We start from the raw sequence: 25,949 nt of genomic DNA, 5'->3' as shown, positions 1-25,949 counted from the left end.
CGGATCCCTCAGAACTGGAAGTAAAGGAACGGCGAGAAGCTTTGCGCCGACAGTTTGAGAATCGAGGCGATGAACAACAGCAGTACCAGGGCGCGCATCACATAGCGTGACCAGTCCACGGTCCAGTAGGCCGGTTGCACCTGGGCTTCGACGCCCACGGTGTAGCCGGGTTCATGGATGGTCGACGGGTTGTCGCCCGGTACGGCTTTGATCAGCCCCGGTTGCGCGGTGGCCGGGCCATTGGCTTCGGCGCTCACCTCAGGCTTGGCCTTGACCGGCGGACGGTTGGTGTAGAAGTCCCGCAGGCCGAAGAAGGCGAGGGTGATGTAGGCCACCGCCAGCGTGGCGATCTGCAAACCGGTGAGGTTGGCGCGGGTCAGTTCCGACAGCGACCAGTCGTTGAAGCTGAACATCGCGCCGTACATGCGGCCGGCGACGTGCAGGTTCTCGGCGCGGAAGATCACCCAGCCCATCACCACCAGCAGGAACGTCAGTGCCCAGCGGATCGGGTTGATGCTGCGCGGGTTGGTGTCGATGCCCACGGCTTTTTCGATCGCCAGCCAGATCCCGTGCCACGCGCCCCAGATCACGTAGGTGATGTTCGCGCCGTGCCACAGACCACCGAGCAGCATGGTCAGGAACAGGTTGCGATAGGTCATCAGCGTGCCTTTGCGGTTACCGCCCAGGGTGATGTAGAGGTAATCGCGAAGCCAGGTCGACAGGCTGATGTGCCAGCGACGCCAGAACTCGGTGATCGATTGGCTGATGTAGGGCTGCTTGAAGTTTTCCATGAAGCGGAAACCCATCATCAGGCCCAGGCCGATGGCCATGTCGCTGTAGCCGGAGAAGTCGAAGTACAGCTGCGCCGTGTACGCCAGGGCGCCAAGCCAGGCATCGCCCGTGGTCGGGTTCTGCAGAGCGAAGCAGTGGTCCGCCACCACCGCCAGGGTATCGGCGATGAAGACTTTCTTGATGAAGCCCTGCATGAAGCGCGTGCAGCCTTCGGAGAATTTGTCCAGCGTATGGGTGCGGTTGTTGAACTGATCGGCCAGGTCACGGAAACGCAGCACGGGGCCTGCGATCAAGTGCGGGAAGATCGCCACGAATGCCGCGAAGTCGATCAGGTTGCGCGTGGCCGGCGTATCACCGCGATACACGTCGATGATGTAGCTGATGGACTCGAAAATGTAGAACGAGATGCCGATCGGCAGCAGCACGTGAGTCAGGATGAACGGGTTGAGCCCGAAGCTGGTGATGATCGCGTTGAGGCTGTCCACGCCGAAGTTGGCGTACTTGAAGTAGCCCAGGATGGCCAAGTCCACGCCCACGCCGAGCAGCAGCCAGCGCTGGGCCGGCTTGGTGCGCACGCCGGCGGCACCGACTTTCAGGCCGATCCAGTAGTTCCACAGGGTGACACCGGCGAAAAGGGCCAGGAAGTCCACGCGCCACCACGCATAGAACACATAGCTGGCGATGAGCAGCAGCAGGTTGCGATAGCGTTGCCCGCTCAGGTAGTACAAGCCGAGAAAGATCGGCAGGAACAGGAACAGGAACACATTGGATGAAAATACCATCCCGATCTCTCCTTGTTGAATCAACAGTCAAGGGCCAGAGCCCCCCCAAACCCCCCCATGAAAACCGGGGGGTCATTGCATTTGAAACAGACCACTTTCCCTTGTGGGAGCGAGCTTGCTCGCGATAGCAGTGGTTCAGCTTGCATCGCAGTCGCATGTGCCGCCGTCATCGCGAGCAAGCTCGCTCCCACAGGGTTCCCTTTCAGGCAGGGAGACCAGTGTCAGCTTCCTTTCTCGCCTTTCTCCCGCGAAGGGTCATACACCCGGGTCAGGTCCCCGCCGAGGCGGAAGGTCTTGAACGGTTGCATTTCGTGCTTGCGTTCCAGCACGTCCTCGGAGCAGGTGTAGAGGCTGCAGAACGGTTCGAGCCAGGCGAATTTCGAATCGATCTTCAGATCCTTCATGTCCTGTTCTTCGCCGTTTTTCTCTTCGAAGATGTCCGGGTCTTTCACCCCGGCGAGCACTCGTTCACCCAGTCGCTTGAGGGCACCGTTGTTTTCCTGGCGCAGGTCCACGCCGTTGACCTGGGCGAAGCTGGCGATCATCGCCAGCGGTGGCAGGGCGTAGTTGTGGTAGGACAGGGCGCGTTGCTTGCGCTTGAGTTCGTTGGGCAGATAGCCCTCGGCATCAACCTGGTTGGCGCCGACCTTGTATTCCTTGACGGCCCAGTCGAACAGGTCGCGACGGTTGGTCGCCACGGACGTGGCCATGACCGACCAGGCGGCCCAGTACGAATGGTTGTTGATTTTCTCCAGCGGCAGGTTGTCCCAATCGCTGACCACCTGGTCGGCCATCTTGCTGAACCAGGCTTCGATCAGTTGCGCCTGTTCTTGATGGTTCGCCAGCGGGCGCGACTCGGAGAACTTCAGGCGCACATAGGCCGAAGCCATGCTGCCCAAGGCCCATTTGCGCATGGACTTGCCGGTGTGGTTGAAGTCCTTGGACATCAGCGCATCGGCCTTGGCCCAGGCGGTCAGCCAGTTCAGCGTGCATTCAAGCTGCTCGGGACGACCGTCGCGCATGAACTGCATGACTTGTTTGCTCACGCCGCGCTCGATCCTGGTGATGTCGGCGGTGCTGTCGCGGAAGGCTTTTTCCGATTGCAGGTTCAGCGTTGCGCGAGCTTTGTCGGAGCCCTCGTATTTGCTGCGAAACTGCAGCGAGCCCGTGTATGGCGTCGGCACTGCCTCGCAGCCCTTGCCGCCGTCGCCTTCCTTGACCTTTTCAATCGGTGCGAAGTAGCCCTGTGGCGGGCGCAGTGGCGCCGCGGCCTGCGTGGCCCCGGCGAACATCGCCAGGGTCAGCAGGGACGGAGCCAACAGCGTTTTCAACGTTCGGGTGCGCATGGTTCTGGTCATGAGACGAGACCTCATTGTCCGATTTGAGCCGTTTGTTGCTCGGCTTGCGGAGATGCATTGCGTTTGCAGACTTTCGCTTCGATTTGCAGTGGTTCTTTACCGGCTTCGGGTCCCTGGACTTCGACAGCCAGCAGGTTCTGCGAGGCCCAGTCTTCGTCGGTGCGCAATTGGAAGGCGAAACGTCCGTCGGTTTCGGAGGTGTTCGGTTTTTCGATCTTGATGTCCTCGTGGCGCCCATTCATGTACCAGAGGGTGGCTTGCAAGGTTTTCACCGAGGTGTCGGCGAAGCGGATATCGATCTGGTGACTGCCGTTACGCAGGTCCATATTCTTGCTGTTGACCATCAATTCATTCTTGCCCGGCTTGAGCTTGGCTTTGCTGCTCATCAATGCCGGCTTGCCTTCGCAACCGTTGTTGTCCAGCAGCGCCATCATCTGGCGGTAGATGGTTTCCTGGTCCAGGCGATACAGCGGCGAGAATTCCCAGATGAGGATCTTCGGTGGGTTCTTCTGGAACTCTTCGCTGCCCAGGTACTGGATCATCGCACCCTCGAAACCGCCGCCCGGGAAGGCTACGTTGAGGATGTCGGCGCCGATGGCTTCTTGCAGGAACCCGGCGAAGTTGTAGTTCTTGCCGCTGTGACTGGTGCCCACCAGCGTGATTTGCGGGTCGCCCGCATCGCCGAACAGGTCGCCATCGCCCGCCTCGCCCTTGGGCTCGGTGGTGAACTGGTCCATGTACTGGATCGCATAGCTGGTGCCACACAGTTGCCCGGCCATGTTGTGCAGGGTGCCGGTCTTGCCCATGCGGCCGGACTTCTTGGTCTCGAATTCACGCTTGGGAATGTCAGCGAATGCCGGGATCTGCTTGACCTTCTCGGCCACGATCTTCGCCGTGCGCTGGGCGCCGTACGGGGTCCAGTGCTGGTCGCCACGGAAGTAGAAATCATGGGCCGGCAGGGTTTCGGGCAGGTTTTCGTTGGTCAGCGGCGACAGGTCCGGCACCACGTAACCCATCTGGGCGAAACGGCCGAGCATGGTTTTGTAGTTGGTCAGCGCCTTCTCGTAGTCGAAGGCGGCCTTTTCCTGCGGGTTGAGCTTGTTGCGGTTCACCAGGCCCCGGGTCGGCTGGTAGACAAGCACCAGTTCTACGCCTTTTTTCTTGAACGCATCGTGCAACTGCTGCATGCGCTTGTAGCCGGCCGGCGTGGTGTTGAACTCCGTGCGCAGGTCTTCCTGGGTACGGAACAGCCAATCGCCCTGGGCCTGGACCAGCGTGGTGAAGTTCTGCTGGTAGCGCGTGGTGTAGTTTTTCGCGTCATGGGCAGCCGGGCACAGGTTGCAGCAAGGTTCGGCGGTAAAGGTCGGTGCTTTGACTTCATCGGCGCGCGCGCCGCTTGCGGCGGCGAGAATGCCGGCGGTCAGGGCGGACAGGCCCAGAAGTTTGATCATGCGTGGGTTCATAAAGGTCATTCCTCAGTCCCGCAATTCGGTCTGGCTTTCAACAGGGTCGATCAGCACGGCTTTTTGCTGGCGCACCAGCAGGTCGAGGATTTCGTCCTGGCGTTCGCCCAGGATCCCCGTGAAGCTGATGCCGCTGGATTTGGTCGGCGCAAGCATGGACACGCGGTACAGCTCGACGCTCAACGGCGAGTCGATGGACAGCGGGCCGCTGCCGTTGCCGGCCAGTTCGCCGCCGACCACGATCAGCGACACCTCGGTGTCGAACGGGTCGAGCTTGATGTCGCGGTCGGTGTCGGACAGGTCTTTGATGTGGCCATACAGACCCGTCAGGCCGTTGGCCATGGACAGGTTTTCGTACAGTCGGATGTTTACGCTGTTACGAATCCGGATGCCGTGGCGCTGGTTGCTGATCACCTTGTTGCCCCACAACAGGTTGTCACCACTCTCATAAAGCGTGATGCCGTCGGTGTGGTTCTTGTAGATCTCGTTGTAGGCGATCACGTTGTTCACACTGTTGCGGTCGATCACCACGCCCGAGAGCTTGTTGTCGTAGCTGCGGTTGTTGAAGATGAAGCTGTCATTGACCTCACGGGAAATAATGATCCCGTGCTTCTTCTTGGTTCCGTAAACGGTGTTGTCGGCAATGATCAGCCGATGGGAACGGTCGTGGGGGTCGATGCCGTAGACGATGTTGTCTTTGTAGGTGTTGCCCTTGATCACAAAGTCTTCCGTTTCGTAGCAGTAGAAGCCGTACCACATGTCCGAGAACTCGGAACCGATGATCCAGCCGGTCGGTTCCGGGCGCTTGAGGACCTTGGCCATGTTCGGCGTGTACTGGGAAATACTCACGCCGTACGACTTACTGTTGGCGTAGCCGAAGCTGGCCATCTTGGTATTGACGATGTAGGTCTCGGTACCACCCCAGGACAGCAGGAACGGACGGAACTCGTTGGGCGAACGGAACGTGGCGGGGCCGTTGTCCTTTTCGCGCCAGCCGGTGACCTTGGTGTCGCGGATGAACATGTGCCCATCGTTGACCAGGAACGAGCCGCCCTCCTGGGACAGGCGCAGTTCCTGGGTCTGCTTGTCGATTTCCAGGATGCCTTTTTCGCCCACGACAATCGGGATCCGCGCCAGGAACACCCCTGGCGACGTTTCCTTGAGGTACTGCTTGGGCACTTTCTTGACCAGGTCCTTGAGGTTCATGTAACCGTCGTCGATGAAGATGGCCTGCGGGATGCCGTGCTGACGCACCACCCACTCGGCCATCTTGTTGTCGCCGCCGATGAAGTCCTTCAAGGCGTTTTCCTGCATCATCCGGCGCACGCTGACTTTGCCGGGCTTGCTGCGCACAATCTTCGCCGCGACCGCTTCGGCGGTATAACCCTTGAGGTCGGGCAGGGTTGGCGCGGCCAGTTCCAGCGGCGCGGTCGGCGCGCTGCTGACGGTGTAGGTCTTGGCTCGTTGCAGCTCCTTGACCACGTTGCCCGGCTTGACCGCCGGTTCAACGTTGGCGAACGCCGATGAGCCGGCCAGCAGCATCGCTGCGGCCAACAGGCTGATCGAACCCTTCATCGCCTGGCTGTTCCTGAGGTAGCGGTTCATATCGGGCACTCCCATGGCCGTTCGCATCAGAAGCGCCAGATCACGTCGACAAAGGCACGATGCATGTACGAATCGACCTCTTTGCCGTAGGCGTCGCCTGGCTTGAACACGCCGCCACGCAAGCGCACCAGCGCCGACGGCTCATCTATGGATTGACTCAGCGCAGCCGGCAACAGGCCTTGCTTGAAGTACTTGGTGACCACCAGATCGACTTCCTGGCCCAGGTCCTTCTCGCCGTCGCGCAGCGGCAGGGTCGAGGTGGACAAGATGGCGCCGGTCACGTCGTCGGTGTTGTTTTGCACGGCATTGATGCCGTTGCTGCCCACCGCCTGGTTGCCGTCCACGCGCCAGAACTTGTGGTACACGAGGCTGGCGTCGTATTCGTCGCGCAGTTGCCAGGAGCCGAACAGGCTGGCGCTCTGGGTGTTGGCCATTTCGCCACGGAAGGCCTCGCCGAAACGGTGGACGCGCGAGCGGGTGCCGGTGAAGTTCGAGCGGTTACTCTGCAGGCCGTTCTGCTCGTAGTCCTCGCTGGCGCGGGCGTAGGCCGCACCGACTTGCCATTGCGGATCCAGACGCAGGCGGATACCCAGGTCGGTGGCCCAGCCGTCAACGTCGTCGCTGCGCTTGAGCTGCGCGGGGCGGGTGCCGTCGGCGTCGAGCGGGTTGACGGTGTCGCGGTCGCCGGTCATGCCGGTGATGCTTGCCCAGTAATTGACGGTGTTGGTGTTGCGCCAGTTGTAGGCATCGCTGTTGGCTTCCAGGCCGAGCCAGGTCAGGTCACCATTCTGGGTCTTGTCCAGGGTGTCGGTGGCTTCGCCCGGGGTCGGGTAGTCCAGGCTGCCGTTGTCATGGGTGTGGTGCGCGCGGATCCCGGCCCATTGGCCTGGCATCCATTGGTACGCCACGTCACCGTAGACGTGCAGGCGATCCTCGTCTTGGGGCGACAGTTCCTTGAGGTCGGTGCGGTATTCGCTGAAACGCTCGGCCACGCCCAGGTTGGCGCGCAGCAGGGTGGTGTCGAAGGTCCAGTTCAGGGCTTCGATGTTGGTGTCGCGCCATTGCCCGTCGTCGTTGCGCAGGCGCTGGCGACCGAACTTCAACAGTTCGCCCGGATAAGGCGTGAGGCCGCTGTAGCCAATCCAGAATTCGCGCATTGCCAGGTAGCTTTTTTCGGCTTCGCGATCACCGCTGTCGGTTTGCTGGGGCGCGTCATCCGACTGCTGCAGCGTGTCGGTCTCGATGATGTCGGTGGATGTCACGGCCTGGGCCATGGCGTAGCCGCTCCAGTTACCGCTTTCGCCATAGATCCAAGGGCGCAGGTCCAGGCCGATACCGTTGACGTCGCCACCGCTCTGGGTGCCGAGGTCGCGGTCATCTTCGGACTGGCCGGTGATCTTCACTTCCAGGCCGAAATTCTTGCTTTCGGTCAGCGCCGCCAGGGTCGGGCAGGACCACAGCAGGGCAAACGACAGGCCAATACCAGCCTGTACAAAAGGGTTGAGCTTCAAAAGCTTCATAGAGGTTCCTCGCCGTCATCTTCTTTTAGGGCTTGCAGTTCCAGCGTATCGGGGCTCATGGCGCCGCGAATGGCCTGCTCTTGTTGTAGCAGGCGTTGCGCTTGTGCAAGTTGTTCCGGCGGTAATTGTGCTTCGAGGGTCTGGGCAAGCTCGGTGGCCTGCGGGGTGTTTTGTGCCTTAGCCAACTGGCTGAACACGTAAGCGTTGACCGGGTTGGGCTTGGTGCCCTTGCCTTGGGAGAACAGCTGGGCAATGGCGTAGTCGGCGCTGTTCTGGCCGTTGCGGGCGGCCTTGAGCAGGTGGTCCAGAGCCTTTTGCGAGTACACCTGGCCCAGATAACCACGGCGATAGATCTGGCCGAGGTAATAATCGGCCGCCACTTCACGGCCCACGGCTTTCTGGAAGTGCGCCTCGGCGACCTTGGCGTCGGCGGGCACCCACTTGCCTTCGTAATACAGCTTGCCCAGCAACAGCTCGGCGCGCGGCTGGTCGGCGGCGCGGCCGTTTTCCAGGTACTGCATCATCTTGTCGACGTCACCCAGCTCGGGGAAATCGTAAAGCAGCTGCGCCAGGCTGACCCAGGAAGCGGGGTAGCCGGGGGCGATGCCTTCGAGCAACGACTGGGCGGTTTTCTCGTCGGTCTTGCCCAGGCTCTGATCGGCCAGGACGCGGGCGACGCTGTCTACACGCTGGGCCGAGACCACACCGCGGGCGTGACCGGCTTGCATCTGCTTGATCAGCTCGGCCTGTTGTTCCGGCTGGCCGCGTTTCTGGTAGACCGTGGCCAATTCGACGTAGCAGATATCGGTGGTCGCCAGGGCGGCCTTGCAGACCTTTTCCACTTCGTCCAGGTGCTGGTCGTACGTGCCCTGGGTGCGGTAGAGCAGGATCTGCGCCAGGCCGGCTTCCGGGTAGCCGGCGCTGCGCCATTGGCTGATCTGCTGCTGGGCGTTGACGTTCGGGAAGCTGTGGGGGTATTGCAGGTACAGCATCGCCAGCGGGATCAAGGTATTGCCTTCACCGTTGGCGAAGGCTTTTTTCAACAGGCCTTCGGCTTCGTGTCTTTCAGCCTCGGTGGATCCGGGCTTGGCCACCAGCAGGCGACCCAGGCGAGCCTGGGCGCGCGGCGAGATATCGGCGGCGGCGCGGTAGGTCGCCTCGGCCTTTCTCATCTGCTCGGGGTCGCGGCTGTCCACCTGGATATCGGCCAGGCCCACCTGGGCCTCGCTGTAGCCCAGATCTGCCAGTTGCTGATAGTTCTGCTGCGCCAACGCCGTGTCGCCGCGCTTGAGGGCTTCGTTGGCCAGGCGCTGGTCGGGCAGGCCGGCGCAACCGGCCAGGCTGACGGCCAGTGCCAAGGCACACAACGCATAGCCTGTGTGGGAGCGAGCCTGCTCGCGATGCAGGCTGCTCGGAGTCTCAGACAGACCGCGTCGATCCCATCGCGAGCAAGCTCGCTCCCACAGGGAACGCGGCGCATTGTTGTTTTGTGGAGTGATCACGGGCATATCCTCGACTTAAAGACCAACGGCCATGGCTTTGTCGATCAGCCAGTTCAGGCTTGGGCCACGATCGCTGACGACTTCCACGGGACGGCCGGCCAGTGCGCTGTCGAGGGCTTCGTCGGGCTGGATCAGCACGCGGATATCGGAAGACAGGTCGGCGCTTTTCAGGCTGGTGCTGCTGACGATCTTGCCGGTACGGGTGGTGTCTTCGCCGGCCACCTGGAAGCTGACCGGTGTACCTGGGCGCACGTCGCCGAACTGGCGATAGGAGAAACGCGCTTCAACGTTGGCTTCGGCGCCACGTGGAACCAGTTGGAAGATCACGTCGCCCTTGCTGGCGTACTGGCCGTTGGAAACCAGTTGCTGGGCCACGATGCAGTCGCATGGCGAGGTGAGGGTGCCGGTCATTTGCTTGCCGAACAGCTCTTCAACCTTGGCCGGCTGCAGCTGGTTGTCGTCCAGGTGACCCTTGAGTACGTCCAGCATGCTGGTGCTGAAAGTCGCCAGCGGAGCGCCTTTGGCGGCCAGGCCGTCGGCCTTGACCAGGCTCTGCACGGTGCCGTCGCGCGGCATGGTGATGGCCATGCCCGGTACGTTGACGATGCCGGCCTGGGCGTGGCTGACGAAGTACATGCCGTATACCGACTTGAAGATGAAACCGAACGCCGCCAGGCCGACAATGAAGATGCCCAGGCTGAAGGTCACGGCGCGCAGGCGGCCGAAGGCGCTCATGCCACCGTTGTCATCTTTCTGTTTGCGGGCCTTGGTGAAGTTGTCGCGTTGCAACGTCGCCAGCACGTCGCCGACGCCTACGATGTCGCCGGCCAGGTGCGAGGTGATGATATGGCGCAGTGTCGAGATGTCACGCGGCTCCAGGTTCTGGAACTGGCAACCGGTGCGGCCGGTCTGGCGGTCGTGGGAACGGATTTGCAGCTCCACGTCCATGGCCAGGCCAAGGTTGTCGATCACGAACTGCAGGCGGGCCTTGTACGTCTCGCCAACCTTGAGCGGCATCTGGCCGGCGTTGAAGCACAGCCCACCGGCCGACAGGTCCAGGACCTTGACTTCCATGGGCGTACGGTCTGGGCCGAAGAAGCGCAACTTGGCCGGGATTTTGACCCGGGCGTGTTGGCGTTGGGCTTCGGATTCATGCACTACGTTGACATTCACGGCGGTGTTCATAGGGGCGATTTCCTAGTTAATTCAGGCAAGTTCGGTCAGACCATCGTCAGCAGCACGGCGACAAAGATGCTGCCGGCGGAGAAGGTCATGGTCCGAGACGACCAGGTGTTGAACCAACGTTGAAAGCTGGCGAGATCACGGGTCAGGTGGGTGGGCTGGCGGGTCCAGGACTGTTGATCGAGGCGGAAGAACACATAGATCTTCACCATCGCGCCGACGATCTGGTTGTAATAGAGAATCGCCGGGTAGGCCGGGCCGATCCGGTGTCCGGAGCACGACAGCAACAGGGTCAGTAGCAGCCGCGTGATGCCGATCCACAGCAGGTACACCAGGATGAACGCGGTGCCGTACTTGATGCTGGCGATGATCGCCACGGTCAAGCCCAGCAGCGAAGTCCACATCGAGACGCGCTGGTCGAACAGCACCACCGACGTGAACAGGCCCAGACGCCGCAGACCCAGGCCCAGGGCCCGGGAGTTCTGCCGCAGGTTGTTGCCGTACCAACGGAACATCAACTTGCGACTCGCCTTGATGAAGCTTTTTTCCGGCGGATGCTCAACCGTGTTGATGGCCGCGTCTGGCACGTAGAACGTGTCGTAGCCCAGGCGCATCAGGCTGAACCAACTCGATTTGTCATCGCCGGTGAGGAACTTGAAGCGGCCCAGGCGCCAGTGTTGCAGCGAGTCGCTTTCCACGTCGGCGATGAAGTCCGGGTTGGTGACCACGGTCGCGCGGAATACGGACATGCGTCCGGTCATGGTCAACACGCGCTTGGACAGGGCCATGGAGCACATGTTGATGTGACGCTGGGCGAAACGCAGCTTGTGCCACTCGCTCATGATGTAGCCGCCGCGTACTTCGCAATATTCGTTGGTGGTCAGGCCGCCGACATTGCCGAACAGTTGGAACCACGGCACGGTCTTGCGCACCACGCCCTCGGCGAGGACGGTGTCGCCATCGATCACCGCGACCACCGCGCGATCGTCTGGCAGGTGGCGGGAGATGGCGCGAAAGCCGTAGGCCAGGCCGTCACGCTTGCCGGTGCCAGGGATGCGCACGAAGTCCAGCTTGACGTGCTCGGGCGGGTTCATGCGGGCCCAGAGGCTCTTGACCAGCAACTCGTCGGACATTTCCACGATGGAGCAGACCACGGTGGTGGGCAGCCCGCACTCGATGGCTTCGCGAATTACCGAGCCATAGACCTGGGCGGTGGTCAGCGCATCGATGCGAAAGCTGGTCACCATCAGGTACACATGGGACGGGTCCGCCGCCTTGCCCAACTTGCGAACCTTGCGGCGCAGGTGTGGGTAGACGATGTACAGGAAGATCATGCCGCGCACGAAATGCGTTGCTCCCATGGAGTAACGCCAGATGCCCACGGCGCCGATCAGGAAGATGAAGTCCTTGGATTCGGCGTCGAACGTGGACGTGGGCAACGCCGTGGCGATGCCCATCAGTAAACTCAAGTAAAACAGCCAACCGGCGGCCTGAAGCAGGCCGTGCTTTAGCCTGTGCATAATCTGCATCCGTCTCTATCTCGGGCGGGCCCTGGGGGCGGCCCGATGGGTTAAGGCAGGCGAAATGCCGGCCGGGGCGAGCCCCGGCCGGCTAACAGACTTACCAGCAGATGCCTTCGGTCCGGCCATTCGCAGAGGTGGCCTTGGACATGAACCCAACCAGGTCGATGACCTGCTTGCCTTCCGGTACGTTCTCGGTCAGCGTGCGGAACTTCTCGTCGCGGTTGCCGAGGATGATGATGTCGGAGCTGTCGATCACCGCGTCGAAGTCGGAGTTGAGCAAGGACGAGACGTGAGGGATCTTCGACTCGATGTAATCCTTGTTCGCACCGTGGACACGGGCGTATTCGACGTTGCTGTCGTAGATGCGCAGGTCGTAGCCCTTGCCGATCAGCATTTCCGCCAGCTCTACCAGCGGGCTCTCACGCAGGTCATCGGTGCCGGCCTTGAAGCTCAGGCCCAGCAGGGCGACTTTGCGCTTGTCATGGCTGGATACGATGTTGAATGCGTTCTGCACCTGGGATTCGTTGCTGCGCATCAGCGAGTTCAGCAGCGGTGCTTCCACGTCCAGGGAGCCTGCACGGTAGGTCAGGGCGCGCACGTCCTTGGGCAGGCACGAGCCGCCGAAGGCGAAGCCTGGGCGCATGTAGTACTGGGACAGGTTCAGGGCCTTGTCCTGGCAGACCACGTCCATTACTTCACGGCCATCAACGCCGACAGCCTTGGCGATGTTGCCGATCTCGTTGGCGAAGGTGACCTTGGTGGCGTGCCACACGTTGCAGGTGTACTTGATCATCTCGGCGACGGCGATGTCCTTGCGGATGATCGGCGCATCGAGTTCTTCGTACAGCGATTGCAGGACGTCGCCCGAGGCTTTGTCGAACTCGCCGATGACGGTCATTGGCGGCTGGTCGTAATCCTTGATCGCGGTGCTTTCGCGCAGGAACTCAGGGTTTACCGCAACGCCGAAATCAACGCCGGCTTTCTTGCCGGAGCAATCTTCGAGGATCGGGATAACGACGTTGGCCACGGTGCCTGGCAGTACGGTACTGCGGACCACGATGGTATGGCGGGTGGTCTTCTCGCGCAGTACAAAACCGATTTCACGGCACACTGCTTCGATGTAGTTCAGTTCCAGGTCGCCATTCTTCTTACTTGGCGTGCCGACGCAAATCATCGACAGATCGGTATCACGAATTGCTTCGGCGAAGTTGGTAGTACCACGCAACCGACCTGTTTGAATGCCTTGCGCCAACAGCTCGCCAAGACCCGGTTCAACGATCGGGGATTTACCCGCGTTGATCATGTCGATTTTGTCTTTGGCGACATCTACGCCAACTACGTCATGGCCCCGTGCAGACAGGCAACCGGCACATACTGCACCGACGTAACCCAAACCAAATATGCTAATGCGCATCGCATTTACCTCTGTTTTCACGCCATTAAATGGCCGGAGTTAATAGTGTTCAGCGGTCATCGTGCACTCGGAAGTGTGGAATGCAGGCGCCACAGTGCCGTGTGCAGGCATACAAAGTTCCGAGTGTCTAAATAATTGCACTCAAGTTGTGCGCAAAGCGGCCTAGTTGTTATGACCTGCCCTGTTATGCAGCCAGTCCTCGTTGGCGGGACGTCGGTGCAAAAGATCCTTCACTTCAGACTCCTGGCAAAAAGCCCACAAAATCAGAAGCTTGTGTGCTCGGGGGAGCACGTTAATAGGGGCGCGGCCTTGGCCTTGTAGGGGATACTAATGGTGCATTATCTCCCGTCCTTCAGGGTGGATCCAATTAGACGACCGTTTCGCTAAGTTGTCGTTACAACTCTGTTACTCCGGACGACGTGCCACGTAAGTTATCTCGTACATCCTCGGCGAGAATCGTTACGGGTGGTATGAGCCGTGCGTTTTGACATAGTTCCGATCCGCTCATCGCCATTTTCGAAATTTTTCGAAATATCTGCCTAGATGGCACTGCCCTCATAGTGATAGCACTCACGTTTTTAGCCTTTAGTTTCGGGGAGTTGAGGGGGGTAGATAGTTTTGTGCCACTACTGATGAAAAATTTCCGTGCCACTACGGAAAAATCTGACATTTGTCGAGTGAAAGAAAAGTTAGCGCGGTGTGTGTTTGTTTTATTGGCGCCAAGAAAGTGGCAAGTAGGGAGGGGAATCGGGATGACATCCAGCGAAGTGATCGAGGCCCCTTATCGGGGCCTGAAAGAGGTATTGCGTTATTGCGGGGCGTGGTCGCGCAAGAAGACCAGTTTTTCCGGGGTGGATTGTTCGGGGTTGTAGCGATAACCCTGCACATCAAACTCCCTTAGTGCAGTGGGATTATTAATGCGTTGTTCGATGACAAATCGGCTCATCAGGCCCCGGGCTTTTTTCGCGTAGAAGCTGATGATCTTGTACTGGCCGTTCTTGAGGTCCTTGAATTCGGTATCGATCACCCGTGCCTTCAGGACACTGCGTTTAACCGCCGAGAAGTATTCATTGGAGGCGAGGTTCAACAACACGTCGTCACCCTGTTCGGCCAAGGCTTTGTTCAACCATTCGCTGATGCGGGTGCCCCAGAAGGCGTAAAGATCCTTGCCCCGGGCATTGGCCAGTTTCGTGCCCATCTCCAGGCGATAAGGTTGCATCAGGTCCAGGGGACGCAGCAGGCCATATAAACCGGACAGCATGCGCAGGTGCTGTTGGGCGAAATCGAAATCGGCGTCACCGAGGCTTTGCGCATCGAGGCCGGTATAGACGTCGCCTTTGAAGGCCAGCAATGCCTGTTTGGCGTTGGCGGGGGTGAACGCCGGGTTCCAACTGCCGAACCGTGCTGCGTTGAGGCCGCCGATCTTGTCGGAAACGTGCATCAGTTCGCTGATCTGGGCCGGCGAAAGTTCGCGTAGTTGCTCGACCAGCTCCTGGGAGTGGTCAAGGTATTGCGGCAGGGTGAAGCGCTCGATGGCCGGCGGTGTTTCGAAATCGAGGGTCTTGGCGGGGGAAATCACCATCAGCATGCAGACGTCTCCTTTGAGGGTGCGGCGATTCTAGGGGGTTGTCCGGGTGGACTCCAGCTATTGGGGTGATAGGGGATGGATGGTGGTGGTGCCTTTGTGGCGAGCAAGCAAGCTCCCTCGCCACAAAGGCAGGTTCTCCAAGAAGGATCAGCTATCATGCCGCGCGGGTTTCGTTATGGAGACATCCCCTTTGCGTATCGCCCTTCTATTGTCAGCCTGGTTGTTGAGTTTCGCTGCGATCGCCGCACCCAACGACGTCGCCACCTTGGACCGCAGCACCTGGCCTGAGCAACTCACCAATCCGACGCTGTTCGATGTTGCCTCGCGCGCCGAGATCCTGATGTTCGCCCGGGTATTGCTGGACGTCGATGCCATGGATGAAGTGGCGCTCAAGCAGTACCTTGGGCTGCGCTCGGTCAATATGGCGGCGGTCGACGCGCTGCGCACACGGCTGTGGCAGCGTCTGCTATCGAGTTACAACTTTGCCCAGCGAAGCTGTGAATTGGATGCCTCCTTCTGCTATCTGGTGGAAAACATGGCGACCCTGCGAGAAGAAGCGGGCAGGTTCCAACTCGATGATAATTCCTACTACATCAAGTGGGCCGAGCCGAGCCGGATCTTCCACACCCACTATCGGGACGAGTTGTTGCGCAAGGCGGCGCTGTTTCCCCAGGTCAGCAGTGAAATCGAGCGTTTCGGCGATTACGAGCGCAACGGCGAGCAGATGAACGACCGGCTGTTCTTGCTGACCTTCGACAGCGGGGCCAATATCGCGCCGGATAACACCCCGTGGCTGACCGAATACCTGCGAAAATCGAACATGAACGGTACGTTCTTCGTTCTCGGCAAGGATATCCAGGCGCGGCTGGCGGATCGCTCGGTCAATGATCTGCAGAGCCTCTATTCCAGGCAATGCGTCGGTGTGCAGGGCTGGGAGTTTCGCTCTCACAGCTATTGGCAGGATTGGCAAGACTCGGTGCGGCGCAGTGTCGACCTGGTCAAGGGCAAGCTGCCGGAGAATTTCGTGCCGCTGTTCCGCCCGCCCCAAGGCCAGCGCCGGGGCGATGCGCAATCATTCTTCCAGGCACAGGGCCTGCAAGTGGCGCTGTGGGATATCGATCCTCAGGACAGCACCAACCGCCTCAAGCCCGAACAGAGTGCCCAGCGGGCGCTGACCTTGATGCTGTTGTGGCGCCATGGCGTGATCAACTTCAACGCCAAGCAGGATGCGGTGAAAATCGCACTGCCCTGGCTCGTAGCGCAAACGGCGCAGAGCGGGATCGGCTGGGAGGAATGTCAGGACGCGTTTCGCTGAAGGATGGGAAAGGCCCGGAAATATTGGGCGGGGTGGGTTTTTTGGCTCGCATTCGGTGCGACCCGACTTCCGACTTTAACGGTGCGACAGCGGTACGCCAAGGGTTATTCGTCACTCTGAAAAATAAACTTCAAAAAAGCGTCAAAGTGCTTTTTCCTGTCATGTGTTTTGGAGTATCAAGAAGTCAGACCGCCGAAACCTGCAACACAGGTGGCGTCTTCCAAGACCCAGATTGTGTGCAGTTCACCTGAATCCTCGCGGGTGAATTCGGTGGCTACCTCGAGGCGCAGCACTGTCACGGTATTGCGTCGAATGGCCCCCACATAGGTGACCGAGTATGGATGACCACGGACGTAGCCCTTCCTCCAACCAGCCAATCCTCTATGTACTCGATACCAACGTATTGATCCACGATCCAAACGCGCTCCTGAACTTCGAAGAACACCACGTAGCCCTCCCGATGACCGTCCTTGAAGAGCTGGACAAGCTCAAGAGTGGGCATCACAGCGTGGCGGCCGAATGTCGCCAGGCGATCCGCCTGATCGACAAGACCCTGGGGGACGCCTCTCCCGAGGACGTCGAACTCGGCGTACCGATCCAACGTGGCAAAAGCGGCCCCAAGGGCCTGCTCTCGATCCTGATGAGCAAGCGCACCGAACCCAACCTGGTGCTGCCTGAACACCTTAACGACAACATCATCATCAACCAATTGATCGACCTGCACGCGCGCAACAAGGATCAGGCCGTGGTGCTGGTGACCAAAGACATCAACATGCGCCTCAAGGCCCGCGCCTGCGGGATCGCGGCCGAGGACTACAGCACCGACCAGCTGGTCGACGACGTGTCGCTGCTGCCCAACGGCTACCACACGATGACCGGCTCCTTCTGGGACCGCGTGAGCAAGGTCGAAACCCGCCAGGACCATGGCCGCACGTGGCACCAGGTGCAATTGATCGACAATCTGCCGGCGGTGCACATCAACGAATTCATCATCGACGAACAAGGCTTCGTCGGCTGGATCAAGGAAATCCAGGTCGACAAACTGCTGATCCTCGACTTGCATCAGGAACCCTTGTTGCATCAGGAGGCGTGGGGCCTCAAGCCTCGTGACATCTACCAGAGCCTGGCGCTGTTCGCCTTGCTCGATCCGGATATCCACCTGGTCAACCTGTCGGGTGCGGCTGGTTCCGGCAAGACCATCCTGGCCCTGGCCGCTGCTATCGAGCAGACCATGGTCAGCAAGCGTTACCGGCGCATCATCGCTACCCGCAGCGTGCAGGGCCTGGACCAGGAGATTGGCTTTTTGCCCGGCACCGAAGCGGAAAAAATGGAGCCGTGGCTGGGCGCGATTACCGACAACCTCGAAGCTTTGCACATGGATGACGAAAGCACCCATGGGAGCGTCGACTACATCCTCAGCAAAGTGCCGTTGCAGTTCAAATCCCTCAACTACATCCGAGGCCGCAGCTTCCAGCAAAGCCTGATCTTGATCGACGAATGCCAGAACCTGACGCCGCACCAGATGAAAACCATCATCACCCGTGCCGGCGCCGGTTCCAAAGTGGTGTGCCTGGGTAACCTGGCACAGATCGACACCCCATACCTGTCCGCGACCAGCTCCGGGCTGACCTACCTGACCGAACGCTTCAAGGACTTCCCCAACGGGGTCCACATCACCCTGCAAGGCGTACCGCGCTCGATCCTGGCCGAATACGCTGAGTCTCATCTGTAACACCAGCCGAACCGGGCGACCTCACCGTCGCCCGGTTCTTCCATGCACCACATAACCCTGTGGGAGCGAGCAGGCTCGCTCCCACCAAGGATCTTCAGTGTCTGTTAATTACGGGCACGACAATCAGCCCTGCCAGAATCTGACCCACGGGTTTACAATCGACGCTCCTGATCAGGAGTAACCCTGTGCTGACTCATCTCGATTCCCAAGGTCGCGCCAATATGGTCGACGTGACCGACAAGGCCGTGACGTTCCGTGAAGCCACGGCTGAAGCCTTTGTGCGAATGCAGCCCGATACCCTGCGGATGATCGTCAGTGGCGGCCATCCCAAGGGCGACGTGTTTGCCGTTGCCCGCATCGCCGGCATCCAGGCTGCGAAGAAAACCAGCGACCTGATTCCGCTCTGCCACCCGCTGATGCTCACCGGCGTCAAGGTCGAGCTCAATGCCGAAGGCGAGGACCGGGTACGTATCGTTGCCCGTTGCAAACTGTCGGGGCAGACCGGCGTGGAAATGGAAGCGCTCACCGCCGCCAGCGTCGCCGCGCTGACTATTTATGACATGTGCAAGGCCGTGGACCGGGGCATGACCATCGAAGGCGTGCGGGTGCTGGAAAAGCTTGGCGGCAAGAGTGGTCATTTCCAGGCGGATGCATCATGAAAATCACTGTGAAGTTTTTTGCTCGCTACCGCGAAGCGCTCGGCGTGGACTCGGTTAAGGTGGAAGGCGGTTTCGCCACGATTGACGACGTGCGCGCCTTGCTCGCGCAGCGTGACGGCGCCGAAGTGCTGAAAGAGCAAAACCTGATGTGTGCCCGCAACGAGGATCTCTGTCAACTCGACGAGCCAGTGGCGGACGGCGATGAGGTGGCGTTCTTTCCCACCGTGACCGGAGGCTGAGCCATGGCGATTCGGGTACAGGTGGAACCGTTCGACCCGGGCAGCGAAGTCAACGCGATGCACGCGGCCAATGTCGGCGTGGGTGCTGTGGTCAGTTTTGTCGGCTACGTGCGCGACTTCAATGACGGCCTCGATGTGTCCGGGATGTTCCTGGAACATTATCCGGGCATGACCGAGAAAGCGCTGGGCAAGATCGCCATCGAGGCCGAGCAGCGCTGGCCATTGCTCAAGCTTGAAGTGCTGCACCGCATCGGCGCCTTGGAGCCGGGTGAGCCGATCGTTTTTGTCGGCGCCGCCAGCGCCCACCGCCAGGCGGCGTTCGACGCCTGCGCCTTTGTCATGGACTACCTCAAGACTCGCGCGCCGTTCTGGAAAAAAGAAAACACCGTCGATGGCCCGCGCTGGGTCGAAGGGCGGGACAGTGATCATGCGGCGGCGGATCGCTGGAAGCAGTAGTCCACGTCGTTTCTTCGCAATACTTATGCCCGCATCGCGAGCAAGCTCGCTCCCACAGTGGCGCTTCGTTGCACACAATGTTTGTGTCCGACACAGATCCCCCTGTGGGAGCGAGCCTGTTCGCGATGAGGCCGGTAGCCTCCCATCACTTTCGCCTGTTTCCCCAATTGACGATGTGTACATTAAAGTCCAGTATGGATTTATAAGTACAAAATAAGTCGCGCCTGCCTTTCTCTGCCAAACCAACAACAACCCGCGTGAGAACGATTATGAAGAAGCTCCCCCTCATCACTGGTCTGGCCTTGAGTCTGTTGGCCTCCAGTAGCCTGTTCGCCGCCGATAAAACCTTGCGCATCGGTATCGAGGCGGCTTATCCGCCGTTTGCTTCGAAAACCTCGGAGGGGAAAATCGAGGGGTTTGACTACGACATCGGCAATGCCTTGTGCGCACAGATGCAGGTGAAGTGCGAGTGGGTCGAGGGTGAGTTCGATGGGCTGATCCCGTCGCTCAAAGTGAAGAAGATCGACTTGGCCCTGTCGTCCATGACCATCACCGAAGAGCGCAAGAAGTCGGTGGATTTTACCCACAAGTATTACTTCACCTCATCGCGCCTGGTCATGAAGGAAGGGGCGTCGGTCGATGACCAGTACGCCAGCCTCAAGGGCAAGACCGTCGGCGTGCAGCGCGCCACCACCACGGACCGTTTCGCCACGGAGGTCTTTGAGCCCAAGGGCGTTACGGTCAAGCGCTACAGCAATAACGAAGAAATCTACATGGACCTGGCGTCGGGTCGCCTGGATGCGATTTTTGCCGACACCATTCCTTTGGAAGACTTCCTGTCGATGCCTCGTGGCAAGGGCTATGCCTTCGTCGGGCCGGAGCTCAAGGACCCGAAATACGTCGGCGAGGGCGCCGGGATTGCGGTGCGCAAGGGCAACACCCAATTGGTGGCGGATTTGAACAAGGCCATCGATGGGATTCGGGCCAGTGGCGAGTATCAGAAAATCCAGGCCAAGTATTTCAAGTCGGATATCTACGGCGATTGATCGATAGCCTTCGCGAGCAGGCTCGCTCCCACAGAGCATTTGTGTCGTGCACGAGATATGTGTGCAATGCGATTCAATGGGGGAGCGAGCTTGCTCGCGATGGCGTCAGGCCAGGCAACCCAAAACCTCAGCCCTTCAATTCCTTCAGATGCTTGTACACCGTCGCCCGCCCCATGTTCAGCACATTGGCCACATAGTTGGACGCGCTCTTGCCCTTGAACGCGCCTTCAGCATGCAGCGCCAACACCAGCTCGCGTTTGTGGTCGCGGGTCAGCAGGTTCAGGCTCAGTTGACGCTCGCGCATCCAGGCGTGCAGGAAAGTGTTGATCCGCTCCTGCCAGTCATCACGAAACAGTGAATCCGGCTGGGGAATCAATTTGCCTGGCGACAGGAACAGATCCAGCGCGGCCTTGGCATTCTCGAACAGCGAAATATTCAGGTTGATGCACAGCACCGCCAGCGGATGACCGTTTGCATCGCGCAGGACGCTGCTGAGGCTGCGAATCTTCTGTCCGTCCCAGTTCAGTTTTTCGTACGGCCCGATGTTACGTTCGCTGACGTCCTCACTGAGCATGTCTTCCAGGGACGAGTCATCGCCGATTTCGCGCTTGGACAGGTTATTGGCGATGTAGTCGACCTTCTGGGTGCGCAGATCATGCAACACCACTTCCGCGTGGGGGTAGAACAGTGTGGCGATGGCATCGGCGATAGTGCGGAAGTTATCGAGTGTCGGATTGGCTTGCGGGGCATTCATGACGGGACTCCAGACGGTCAGCGCCCCGTGGAACAGGGGCGCGAGGGAGTGTGCCGCAATCGTGGCGATGCGTCACCTCACCGAAGGTCAACCCAGGCGAGTGGGCGATAGCATCGCGGCGTTCAGGCCGAAACGGGTCAAAGGCTCAGGCAGTGGTTCACCGCGCGCCAGTGCCGCGCTTGCCTGGCCCATGGCAGGGGAGGTCTGGATGCCATAGCCCCCCTGGGCCGCGACCCAGAAAAGGCCGGGTACTTGTGGGTCGAAGCCGGCCAGCAGATCACCGTCAGGCACGAAGCTACGCAATCCGGCCCAGGTGCGGGTCGGACGGCGAATGGTCAGGGTGGTGGCCTCTTCGATCTGGTAGATGCCCATGGCGATGTCCAGCTCTTCGGGCTGTACGTCGTGTGGTTCGACCGGGTCGGCATTGGCCGGAGAGCCGAGAAACATGCCAGCGTCGGGCTTCATGTAGAAGGATTCGTCGAGGCTCACCAGCATCGGCCAGTCGTGGATATCCACCCCCTCGGGGCCGGCGAAAATGAACGCCGCCCGCCGCTTGGGTTGCAGGCCCAGCTTGCGCGCGCCGGCCATTTCGGCCACTTGATCGGCCCAGGCGCCGGCCGCGTTGATCAGCACCGGCGCGTAGAACGTCTGGCTGGCGGTCCTGACCTGCCATAGCCCTTGGTCGTCGTGGATCAAGTCCAGCACTTCGCTGCCGGTGTGTACCTCGCCGCCGCTGCGACGGATACCGCGCAGATAGCCTTGGTGCAGCGCATCGGTATCGATATCGCAAGCCGTGGGGTCGTAGATCGCGCCGTGGACTTTATCCCGTCGCAGGATCGGCAGGCGCAGGCAGGCCTCTTCGGCGCTGAGCAATTGCATTTGCGGGACCGTGGCCTTGGCGCTGAGGTATTGGTTACCAAGCTCGGCCGGGTCGCCGATGAAATCCACCGTCATTTCGCCGCGCGGGGTGAGCAACGGGTGTTCGCAGAACCCGGCTGGTGGTGCGTCGAAGAAATCCCGGCTGGCCTGGGTCAATGCCCGTACCTGAGGGGTGCCGTAGGCTGCGGTGTACAACGCCGCCGAGCGTCCGGTGGAGTGATAGGCCGGATGGGATTCGCGTTCAAGCACAATGACCCGGCCGTGGGGTGCGAGCCAGTAGCCGGTGGAAGCACCGGCGATGCCGCCGCCAATGATGATGAAGTCTGCTTGTGTCATGAAGTTCTCCTGTCGAGCGCATTGCCGGGAGTTTCCGAGAACCTGTGGGAGCGAGCCTGCTCGCGAAAGCGGTGTGTCAGTCACGCGTATTTATCTGATAAACCGCTTTCGCGAGCAGGCTCGCTCCCACAAGGGAAAATGGGTGTGTCAGTCGAGAAGTTGGTAAAGCGCATTCGCCAGCGCAACATCCTCCAGCCCCAACCCAATGGAACGGAAAAACACATGGCGCTCATAGTTTGGTCGCACCGCACGTTCGCTCAGCAGATCGGGCAAGTCACCCACAATGCTTGAAGGCTCCCAGCCATGCTGTTCAGCGGCGATCAACATCTCGCCAGCCGAGCCCGGAGTGGTCTGACGATAGTCGCAGAACACATCCATGTCGTTGAGGCTCTGGGGCGGTACTTCATGGGCACGTGGGGCATTGGTGCTGATGGAAGTGATCAGCGCAGGTCTGCCCAAGGTCTGCGGGTCGAGCACCGCTACGGCGGACGAGGTGCAGAGCATCACCACATCGACGTCGTGCAACGCGGCTTCAAGTGTATCGGCGATGTGCAGGCGCGGGTCGAGCCCGGTGATTTGCGCGAGATCCTGGGTTGAGCGCTCTTTGAGGCTTGGCGAATAGAGACTGATGCCTTGCCAATCCCGCAGTCCCTTGACGTACTGCACATGGGCGCGCGCCAGCGCGCCACTGCCGATCACCGCCAGGCGCCTGGCGTTGTGGGGGGCGAGGGCATCGATGGCGACGGCGGTGGTGGCGGCGGTGCGGACGGTCGTCAGCTCGGCGGCATCGCACAGCATCAACGGCTGGCCGGTCTGCATCGACATCAGCAAAGTCCAGGCGGTGATGAGTGGCCCTTGCTCGCGCACGATGTAGGGCGAGGTCTTGACCCCATAGACCTGGTCTTGAGCCAGCACACCGAGGAAGTTGATGAAGTCCCCGGCGCCCTCGGGAAACACCACCCTTTGCTGGGGCGGCTGCACCGCTTGCCCGGCCGCAAGATCGCGGAACAGCTTGCGCAGGACTGCCAGCACATCGACGTGCCCGAGCAGTTCTCGGGCCTGGGCTTGGGTCATGACATAAGGCGTACTGGTCATCGTAGACTCCGGGTGTCTCGAATAAACTAATTTGTCCATTATGGACTTTTAGTTTATTCGAGCAATATCCCCGGGCAAAAAAAACGCAGCCTGAGTTGGCTGCGCTGATCATTCCCACGCGCTGCGTGGGAATGCCTGAATGGACGCGTTGCGTCCGTCTCGACGTTAGGGCCGCTTGCGCTCAACCGGCCGCAACAGATGAGTCGGTGGCATCTCGCAACTGATCTTGCGACCCAGCAGCGCTTCGATCGACGGCAACTGGTAAGAGTCGTCTTCGCCGGCAAAGCTGATCGATACACCTGCTGCCCCGGCACGACCCGTGCGACCAATGCGGTGCACATAGTCGTCCGGTACTTCAGGCAAGGTGAAGTTGATCACATGGCTGATGCCGTCGATGTGAATGCCCCGACCCGCCACATCGGTGGCGACCAGCACGCGGATCTTGCCTTCGCGGAAACCTTCCAGTGTCTTGATCCGCTTGTGCTGCGGCACGTCGCCCGAGAGCTGGGCGGCGTTGACGCCGTCGCGCACCAAGCGTTCCTCGATGCGGCGCACTTCGTCCTTGCGGTTGGCAAACACCATCACCCGCTCCCAGCCATTGTCGTTGACCAGGTTGTAGAGCAGCTTGTACTTGTCGGCACCGGCGACGGCGTAGATATGTTGCTCGACGTTCTCACTGGCGACATTCTCGGCTTCGATTTCGACGATGGCCGGGTCAGTCGTCCACTGTTTGGCGAGATTCATCACATCGTCGGTGAAGGTGGCGGAGAACAGCAGGGTCTGGCGTTCGCTTTTCGGCGGGGTCTGGCGAATGATCTGGCGGACCTGGGGAATGAAGCCCATGTCGAGCATGCGGTCGGCTTCGTCCAGCACCATCACTTCGACCATGTCCAGGTGCACGTCGCCGCGCTGGTTGAAATCCAGCAGGCGGCCCGGCGTGGCCACGAGGATGTCGCAGTGGCGGGCTTCGAGGTGCTTGAGCTGCTTGTCGAAATCCATGCCGCCCACGAACGTCATCACGTTCAGACCGGTGTACTTGGTCAGGTCGGCGGCGTCCTTGGCGATTTGCACCACCAGTTCGCGGGTCGGCGCAATGATCAGCGCGCGCGGTTCGCCCATATAGCGTTCCTTGGGCGGTGGGGTCTGAAGCAATTGGGTAATGATGGAAATCAGGAATGCGGCGGTCTTGCCGGTGCCGGTCTGGGCACGGCCGATGGCGTCTTTGCCAGCGAGGGTGTAACCGAGCACCTGCGCCTGGATCGGCGTGCAATAGGGAAAGCCCAGGTCCTGGATGGCATGCATCAATTCAGGGGCGAGCTTGAAATCGTGGAAGCGGGTCTTGCCTTCCTGGGGCTCTACGACAAAGTCCTCGAGCTTCCAGGCGACGACGGACGGTTTTGGTGCGCGTTCGCGGCGCGGCCTTGGCGCTTCGCTGCGTGGCTTTTCCTGGGCAGGGGCCGCGACAGGCTGAGCTGCGGTGGCGGTTGGCGGCGTTGTTTTCGCCTCCGCAACCGGCGGTGCGGTCCGGCGCGACTGCTGCGCATCGGCGCGGTTCGGGGCCTGGGGCGCGCTGGCGACAGGCGCGAGCTGCTCGGCCTCGCTTTTACCGAACATCTTCTTGAGTGCTTTGAGCACGGTCATCTCATCGATTGGTTAAGGAATGTACGCCGGCCAGTGTAATGCAAGAAACGGGCGCGGCGTAGTGTGTTCATCAAAGCGCTGGCGTGCGATAGGCCTCTTAGCGCAACTGCTTATCCAGCCAGGCGCCGATGTCGCGGATCTCCTCGGGTAACACTTCGTGGCCCATTGGGTATTCCTGCCATGTCACGGTGACACCATGCTGCTTCAGATACTCTTTCGCCGTCCGGCCCATCGGGTTGAGCACCACCTCGTCGTATTGTCCGTGCAACGCCAGTACCGGGATGCGCTGCTGGCTGGCAGAGAGTTGCAATTCCTCGCTGAAAGTTGGCGCATATGTGGACAGCGCGATAACGCCCCCCAGGGGCCCCTGCCATTTGACGAATGCGGTGTGATAGACCACCGCGCCACCTTGGGAAAAACCCGCGAGGAAGATTCGCGAAGCGTCTATTCCGCTGGATCGCTGGGTTTCCATCAGGTCGATGACCCGCTGGGCCGAGGTTTCGAGTTGATCTTCGTCAATGGCTCGAGCGGGGCTCAGGGCGCGGATGTCGTACCAGCTTGGCATGGCATAGCCACCATTGATGGTGACGGGCTGAGTGGGTGCTTGAGGCAGGACGAAACGTGTGGTGAGCAGGCTTTGCTGCAACATTTCGGCTACCGGCATGAAGTCGTAGCGATCGGCGCCCAGGCCGTGGAGCCAGATAATGCAGGCATCGGCGGTGCCAGAAGGCTCGAGAATCAAGGGGTCGGTCATGGTGTGCTCCAAAAATGTGCGGGCGCGCTCGATCGGTGCATGGTTACGGTGCGCGCTTGGTGCCTCAGTTAATTACATGTCGCAATGCTACAACTTTTTGTCTTGACGTACCCGGTATGGGGTAAGCGCAGCGGTATGGTACGGGCTTTGCTATGGGGTAGCTGAGTGATGATTCTTACGCTGCGCGGTAACACTATCAGCTAGACGCGACGCATGGGATATCAGAAATCCGGTGATGGATGTTCGCCAATAGCCGCTACGGGCTTCGCGAACGTGAAGGGCTACAGCCCGTTCGGCCGATTGGTGAGAAGTGA

At 60.3% G+C, this 25,949-nt stretch carries 21 protein-coding genes; 6 read left to right on the top strand and 15 right to left on the bottom strand.

The window, feature by feature from the left end; genetic code table 11:
* Positions 1–8: 8 nt before the first annotated feature.
* The 10 genes from ACLK1G_RS10595 to yaaA all read right to left on the bottom strand — a co-directional run bounded on the left by ACLK1G_RS10595 (position 9) and on the right by yaaA (position 14,729).
* Positions 9–1,574, bottom strand: a complete 1,566-nt coding sequence (locus ACLK1G_RS10595) for an MBOAT family O-acyltransferase (RefSeq protein ID WP_420765395.1) — start codon at positions 1,572–1,574, stop codon at positions 9–11.
* 221 nt (positions 1,575–1,795) lie between these two features.
* Positions 1,796–2,920: a mannuronate-specific alginate lyase gene (locus tag ACLK1G_RS10590; RefSeq protein WP_420765417.1), complete on the bottom strand. Its 1,125-nt coding sequence runs from the start codon at positions 2,918–2,920 to the stop codon at positions 1,796–1,798.
* 23 nt (positions 2,921–2,943) lie between these two features.
* Positions 2,944–4,395: an alginate O-acetyltransferase gene (locus tag ACLK1G_RS10585; RefSeq protein WP_420765394.1), complete on the bottom strand. Its 1,452-nt coding sequence runs from the start codon at positions 4,393–4,395 to the stop codon at positions 2,944–2,946.
* A gap of 12 nt (positions 4,396–4,407) precedes the next feature.
* Positions 4,408–6,000, bottom strand: coding sequence for a mannuronan 5-epimerase AlgG (gene algG / locus ACLK1G_RS10580; RefSeq protein WP_420765393.1), 1,593 nt, complete (start codon positions 5,998–6,000; stop codon positions 4,408–4,410).
* Between the two features lie 26 nt (positions 6,001–6,026).
* On the bottom strand, positions 6,027–7,511 hold the full coding sequence (locus tag ACLK1G_RS10575; RefSeq protein ID WP_420765416.1) for an alginate export family protein: 1,485 nt from the start codon (positions 7,509–7,511) through the stop codon (positions 6,027–6,029).
* 5 nt (positions 7,512–7,516) lie between these two features.
* Positions 7,517–9,022, bottom strand: coding sequence for an alginate biosynthesis TPR repeat lipoprotein AlgK (gene algK / locus ACLK1G_RS10570; protein WP_420765392.1), 1,506 nt, complete (start codon positions 9,020–9,022; stop codon positions 7,517–7,519).
* A gap of 15 nt (positions 9,023–9,037) precedes the next feature.
* Positions 9,038–10,207: a PilZ domain-containing protein gene (locus ACLK1G_RS10565; RefSeq protein ID WP_420765391.1), complete on the bottom strand. Its 1,170-nt coding sequence runs from the start codon at positions 10,205–10,207 to the stop codon at positions 9,038–9,040.
* 35 nt (positions 10,208–10,242) lie between these two features.
* The gene (gene alg8 / locus ACLK1G_RS10560) at positions 10,243–11,724 is read right to left on the bottom strand and encodes a mannuronan synthase (protein WP_420765390.1); all 1,482 of its coding nucleotides are present in this window, start codon (positions 11,722–11,724) and stop codon (positions 10,243–10,245) included.
* 100 nt (positions 11,725–11,824) lie between these two features.
* Complete coding sequence (locus tag ACLK1G_RS10555; RefSeq protein WP_420765389.1) at positions 11,825–13,141, bottom strand: nucleotide sugar dehydrogenase; 1,317 nt, start codon at positions 13,139–13,141, stop codon at positions 11,825–11,827.
* 808 nt (positions 13,142–13,949) lie between these two features.
* A complete protein-coding gene (gene yaaA, locus ACLK1G_RS10550) occupies positions 13,950–14,729 on the bottom strand; it encodes a peroxide stress protein YaaA (RefSeq protein WP_420765388.1) in 780 nt (259 codons plus the stop codon).
* Positions 14,730–14,919: 190 nt separating this feature from the next.
* Between yaaA and ACLK1G_RS10545 the strand changes: the two genes are divergently transcribed.
* The 6 genes from ACLK1G_RS10545 (at position 14,920) to ACLK1G_RS10520 (ending at position 20,176) form a co-directional block, all read left to right on the top strand.
* Positions 14,920–16,044 carry a polysaccharide deacetylase family protein gene (locus ACLK1G_RS10545; protein ID WP_420765415.1) on the top strand — a complete coding sequence of 375 codons (1,125 nt, stop codon included), beginning with the start codon at positions 14,920–14,922 and terminating at the stop codon, positions 16,042–16,044.
* Positions 16,045–16,381: 337 nt separating this feature from the next.
* On the top strand, positions 16,382–17,776 hold the full coding sequence (locus ACLK1G_RS10540) for a PhoH family protein (protein ID WP_030139644.1): 1,395 nt from the start codon (positions 16,382–16,384) through the stop codon (positions 17,774–17,776).
* A 185-nt stretch (positions 17,777–17,961) separates the two neighbouring features.
* Positions 17,962–18,435 (top strand): cyclic pyranopterin monophosphate synthase MoaC, encoded by a 474-nt coding sequence (moaC, locus tag ACLK1G_RS10535; protein WP_420765387.1) that lies wholly within the window; start codon positions 17,962–17,964, stop codon positions 18,433–18,435.
* Positions 18,432–18,674 carry a MoaD/ThiS family protein gene (locus tag ACLK1G_RS10530; protein WP_420765386.1) on the top strand — a complete coding sequence of 81 codons (243 nt, stop codon included), beginning with the start codon at positions 18,432–18,434 and terminating at the stop codon, positions 18,672–18,674. Before moaC ends, ACLK1G_RS10530 begins: the two co-directional genes overlap by 4 nt.
* A gap of 3 nt (positions 18,675–18,677) precedes the next feature.
* Positions 18,678–19,130, top strand: a complete 453-nt coding sequence (gene moaE / locus ACLK1G_RS10525; RefSeq protein WP_420765385.1) for a molybdopterin synthase catalytic subunit MoaE — start codon at positions 18,678–18,680, stop codon at positions 19,128–19,130.
* A 269-nt stretch (positions 19,131–19,399) separates the two neighbouring features.
* Positions 19,400–20,176, top strand: coding sequence for an ABC transporter substrate-binding protein (locus tag ACLK1G_RS10520; protein ID WP_420765384.1), 777 nt, complete (start codon positions 19,400–19,402; stop codon positions 20,174–20,176).
* A gap of 127 nt (positions 20,177–20,303) precedes the next feature.
* Here ACLK1G_RS10520 and ACLK1G_RS10515 read toward each other — a convergent pair whose 3' ends face one another.
* The 5 genes from ACLK1G_RS10515 to ACLK1G_RS10495 all read right to left on the bottom strand — a co-directional run bounded on the left by ACLK1G_RS10515 (position 20,304) and on the right by ACLK1G_RS10495 (position 25,635).
* Complete coding sequence (locus ACLK1G_RS10515; RefSeq protein ID WP_420765383.1) at positions 20,304–20,930, bottom strand: helix-turn-helix transcriptional regulator; 627 nt, start codon at positions 20,928–20,930, stop codon at positions 20,304–20,306.
* Between the two features lie 87 nt (positions 20,931–21,017).
* Positions 21,018–22,145 carry an NAD(P)/FAD-dependent oxidoreductase gene (locus tag ACLK1G_RS10510; protein ID WP_420765382.1) on the bottom strand — a complete coding sequence of 376 codons (1,128 nt, stop codon included), beginning with the start codon at positions 22,143–22,145 and terminating at the stop codon, positions 21,018–21,020.
* A 147-nt stretch (positions 22,146–22,292) separates the two neighbouring features.
* Positions 22,293–23,240 carry an ornithine cyclodeaminase family protein gene (locus ACLK1G_RS10505; protein ID WP_420765381.1) on the bottom strand — a complete coding sequence of 316 codons (948 nt, stop codon included), beginning with the start codon at positions 23,238–23,240 and terminating at the stop codon, positions 22,293–22,295.
* A 165-nt stretch (positions 23,241–23,405) separates the two neighbouring features.
* Complete coding sequence (rhlB, locus tag ACLK1G_RS10500; RefSeq protein WP_420765380.1) at positions 23,406–24,881, bottom strand: ATP-dependent RNA helicase RhlB; 1,476 nt, start codon at positions 24,879–24,881, stop codon at positions 23,406–23,408.
* A gap of 97 nt (positions 24,882–24,978) precedes the next feature.
* Complete coding sequence (locus ACLK1G_RS10495) at positions 24,979–25,635, bottom strand: alpha/beta hydrolase (protein ID WP_420765379.1); 657 nt, start codon at positions 25,633–25,635, stop codon at positions 24,979–24,981.
* Positions 25,636–25,949 lie beyond the last annotated feature (314 nt).

It is taken from the genome of Pseudomonas algeriensis (assembly GCF_048847255.1).
Classification (GTDB): domain Bacteria; phylum Pseudomonadota; class Gammaproteobacteria; order Pseudomonadales; family Pseudomonadaceae; genus Aquipseudomonas.
This window is presented reverse-complemented; position numbering and strand designations above follow the sequence as displayed.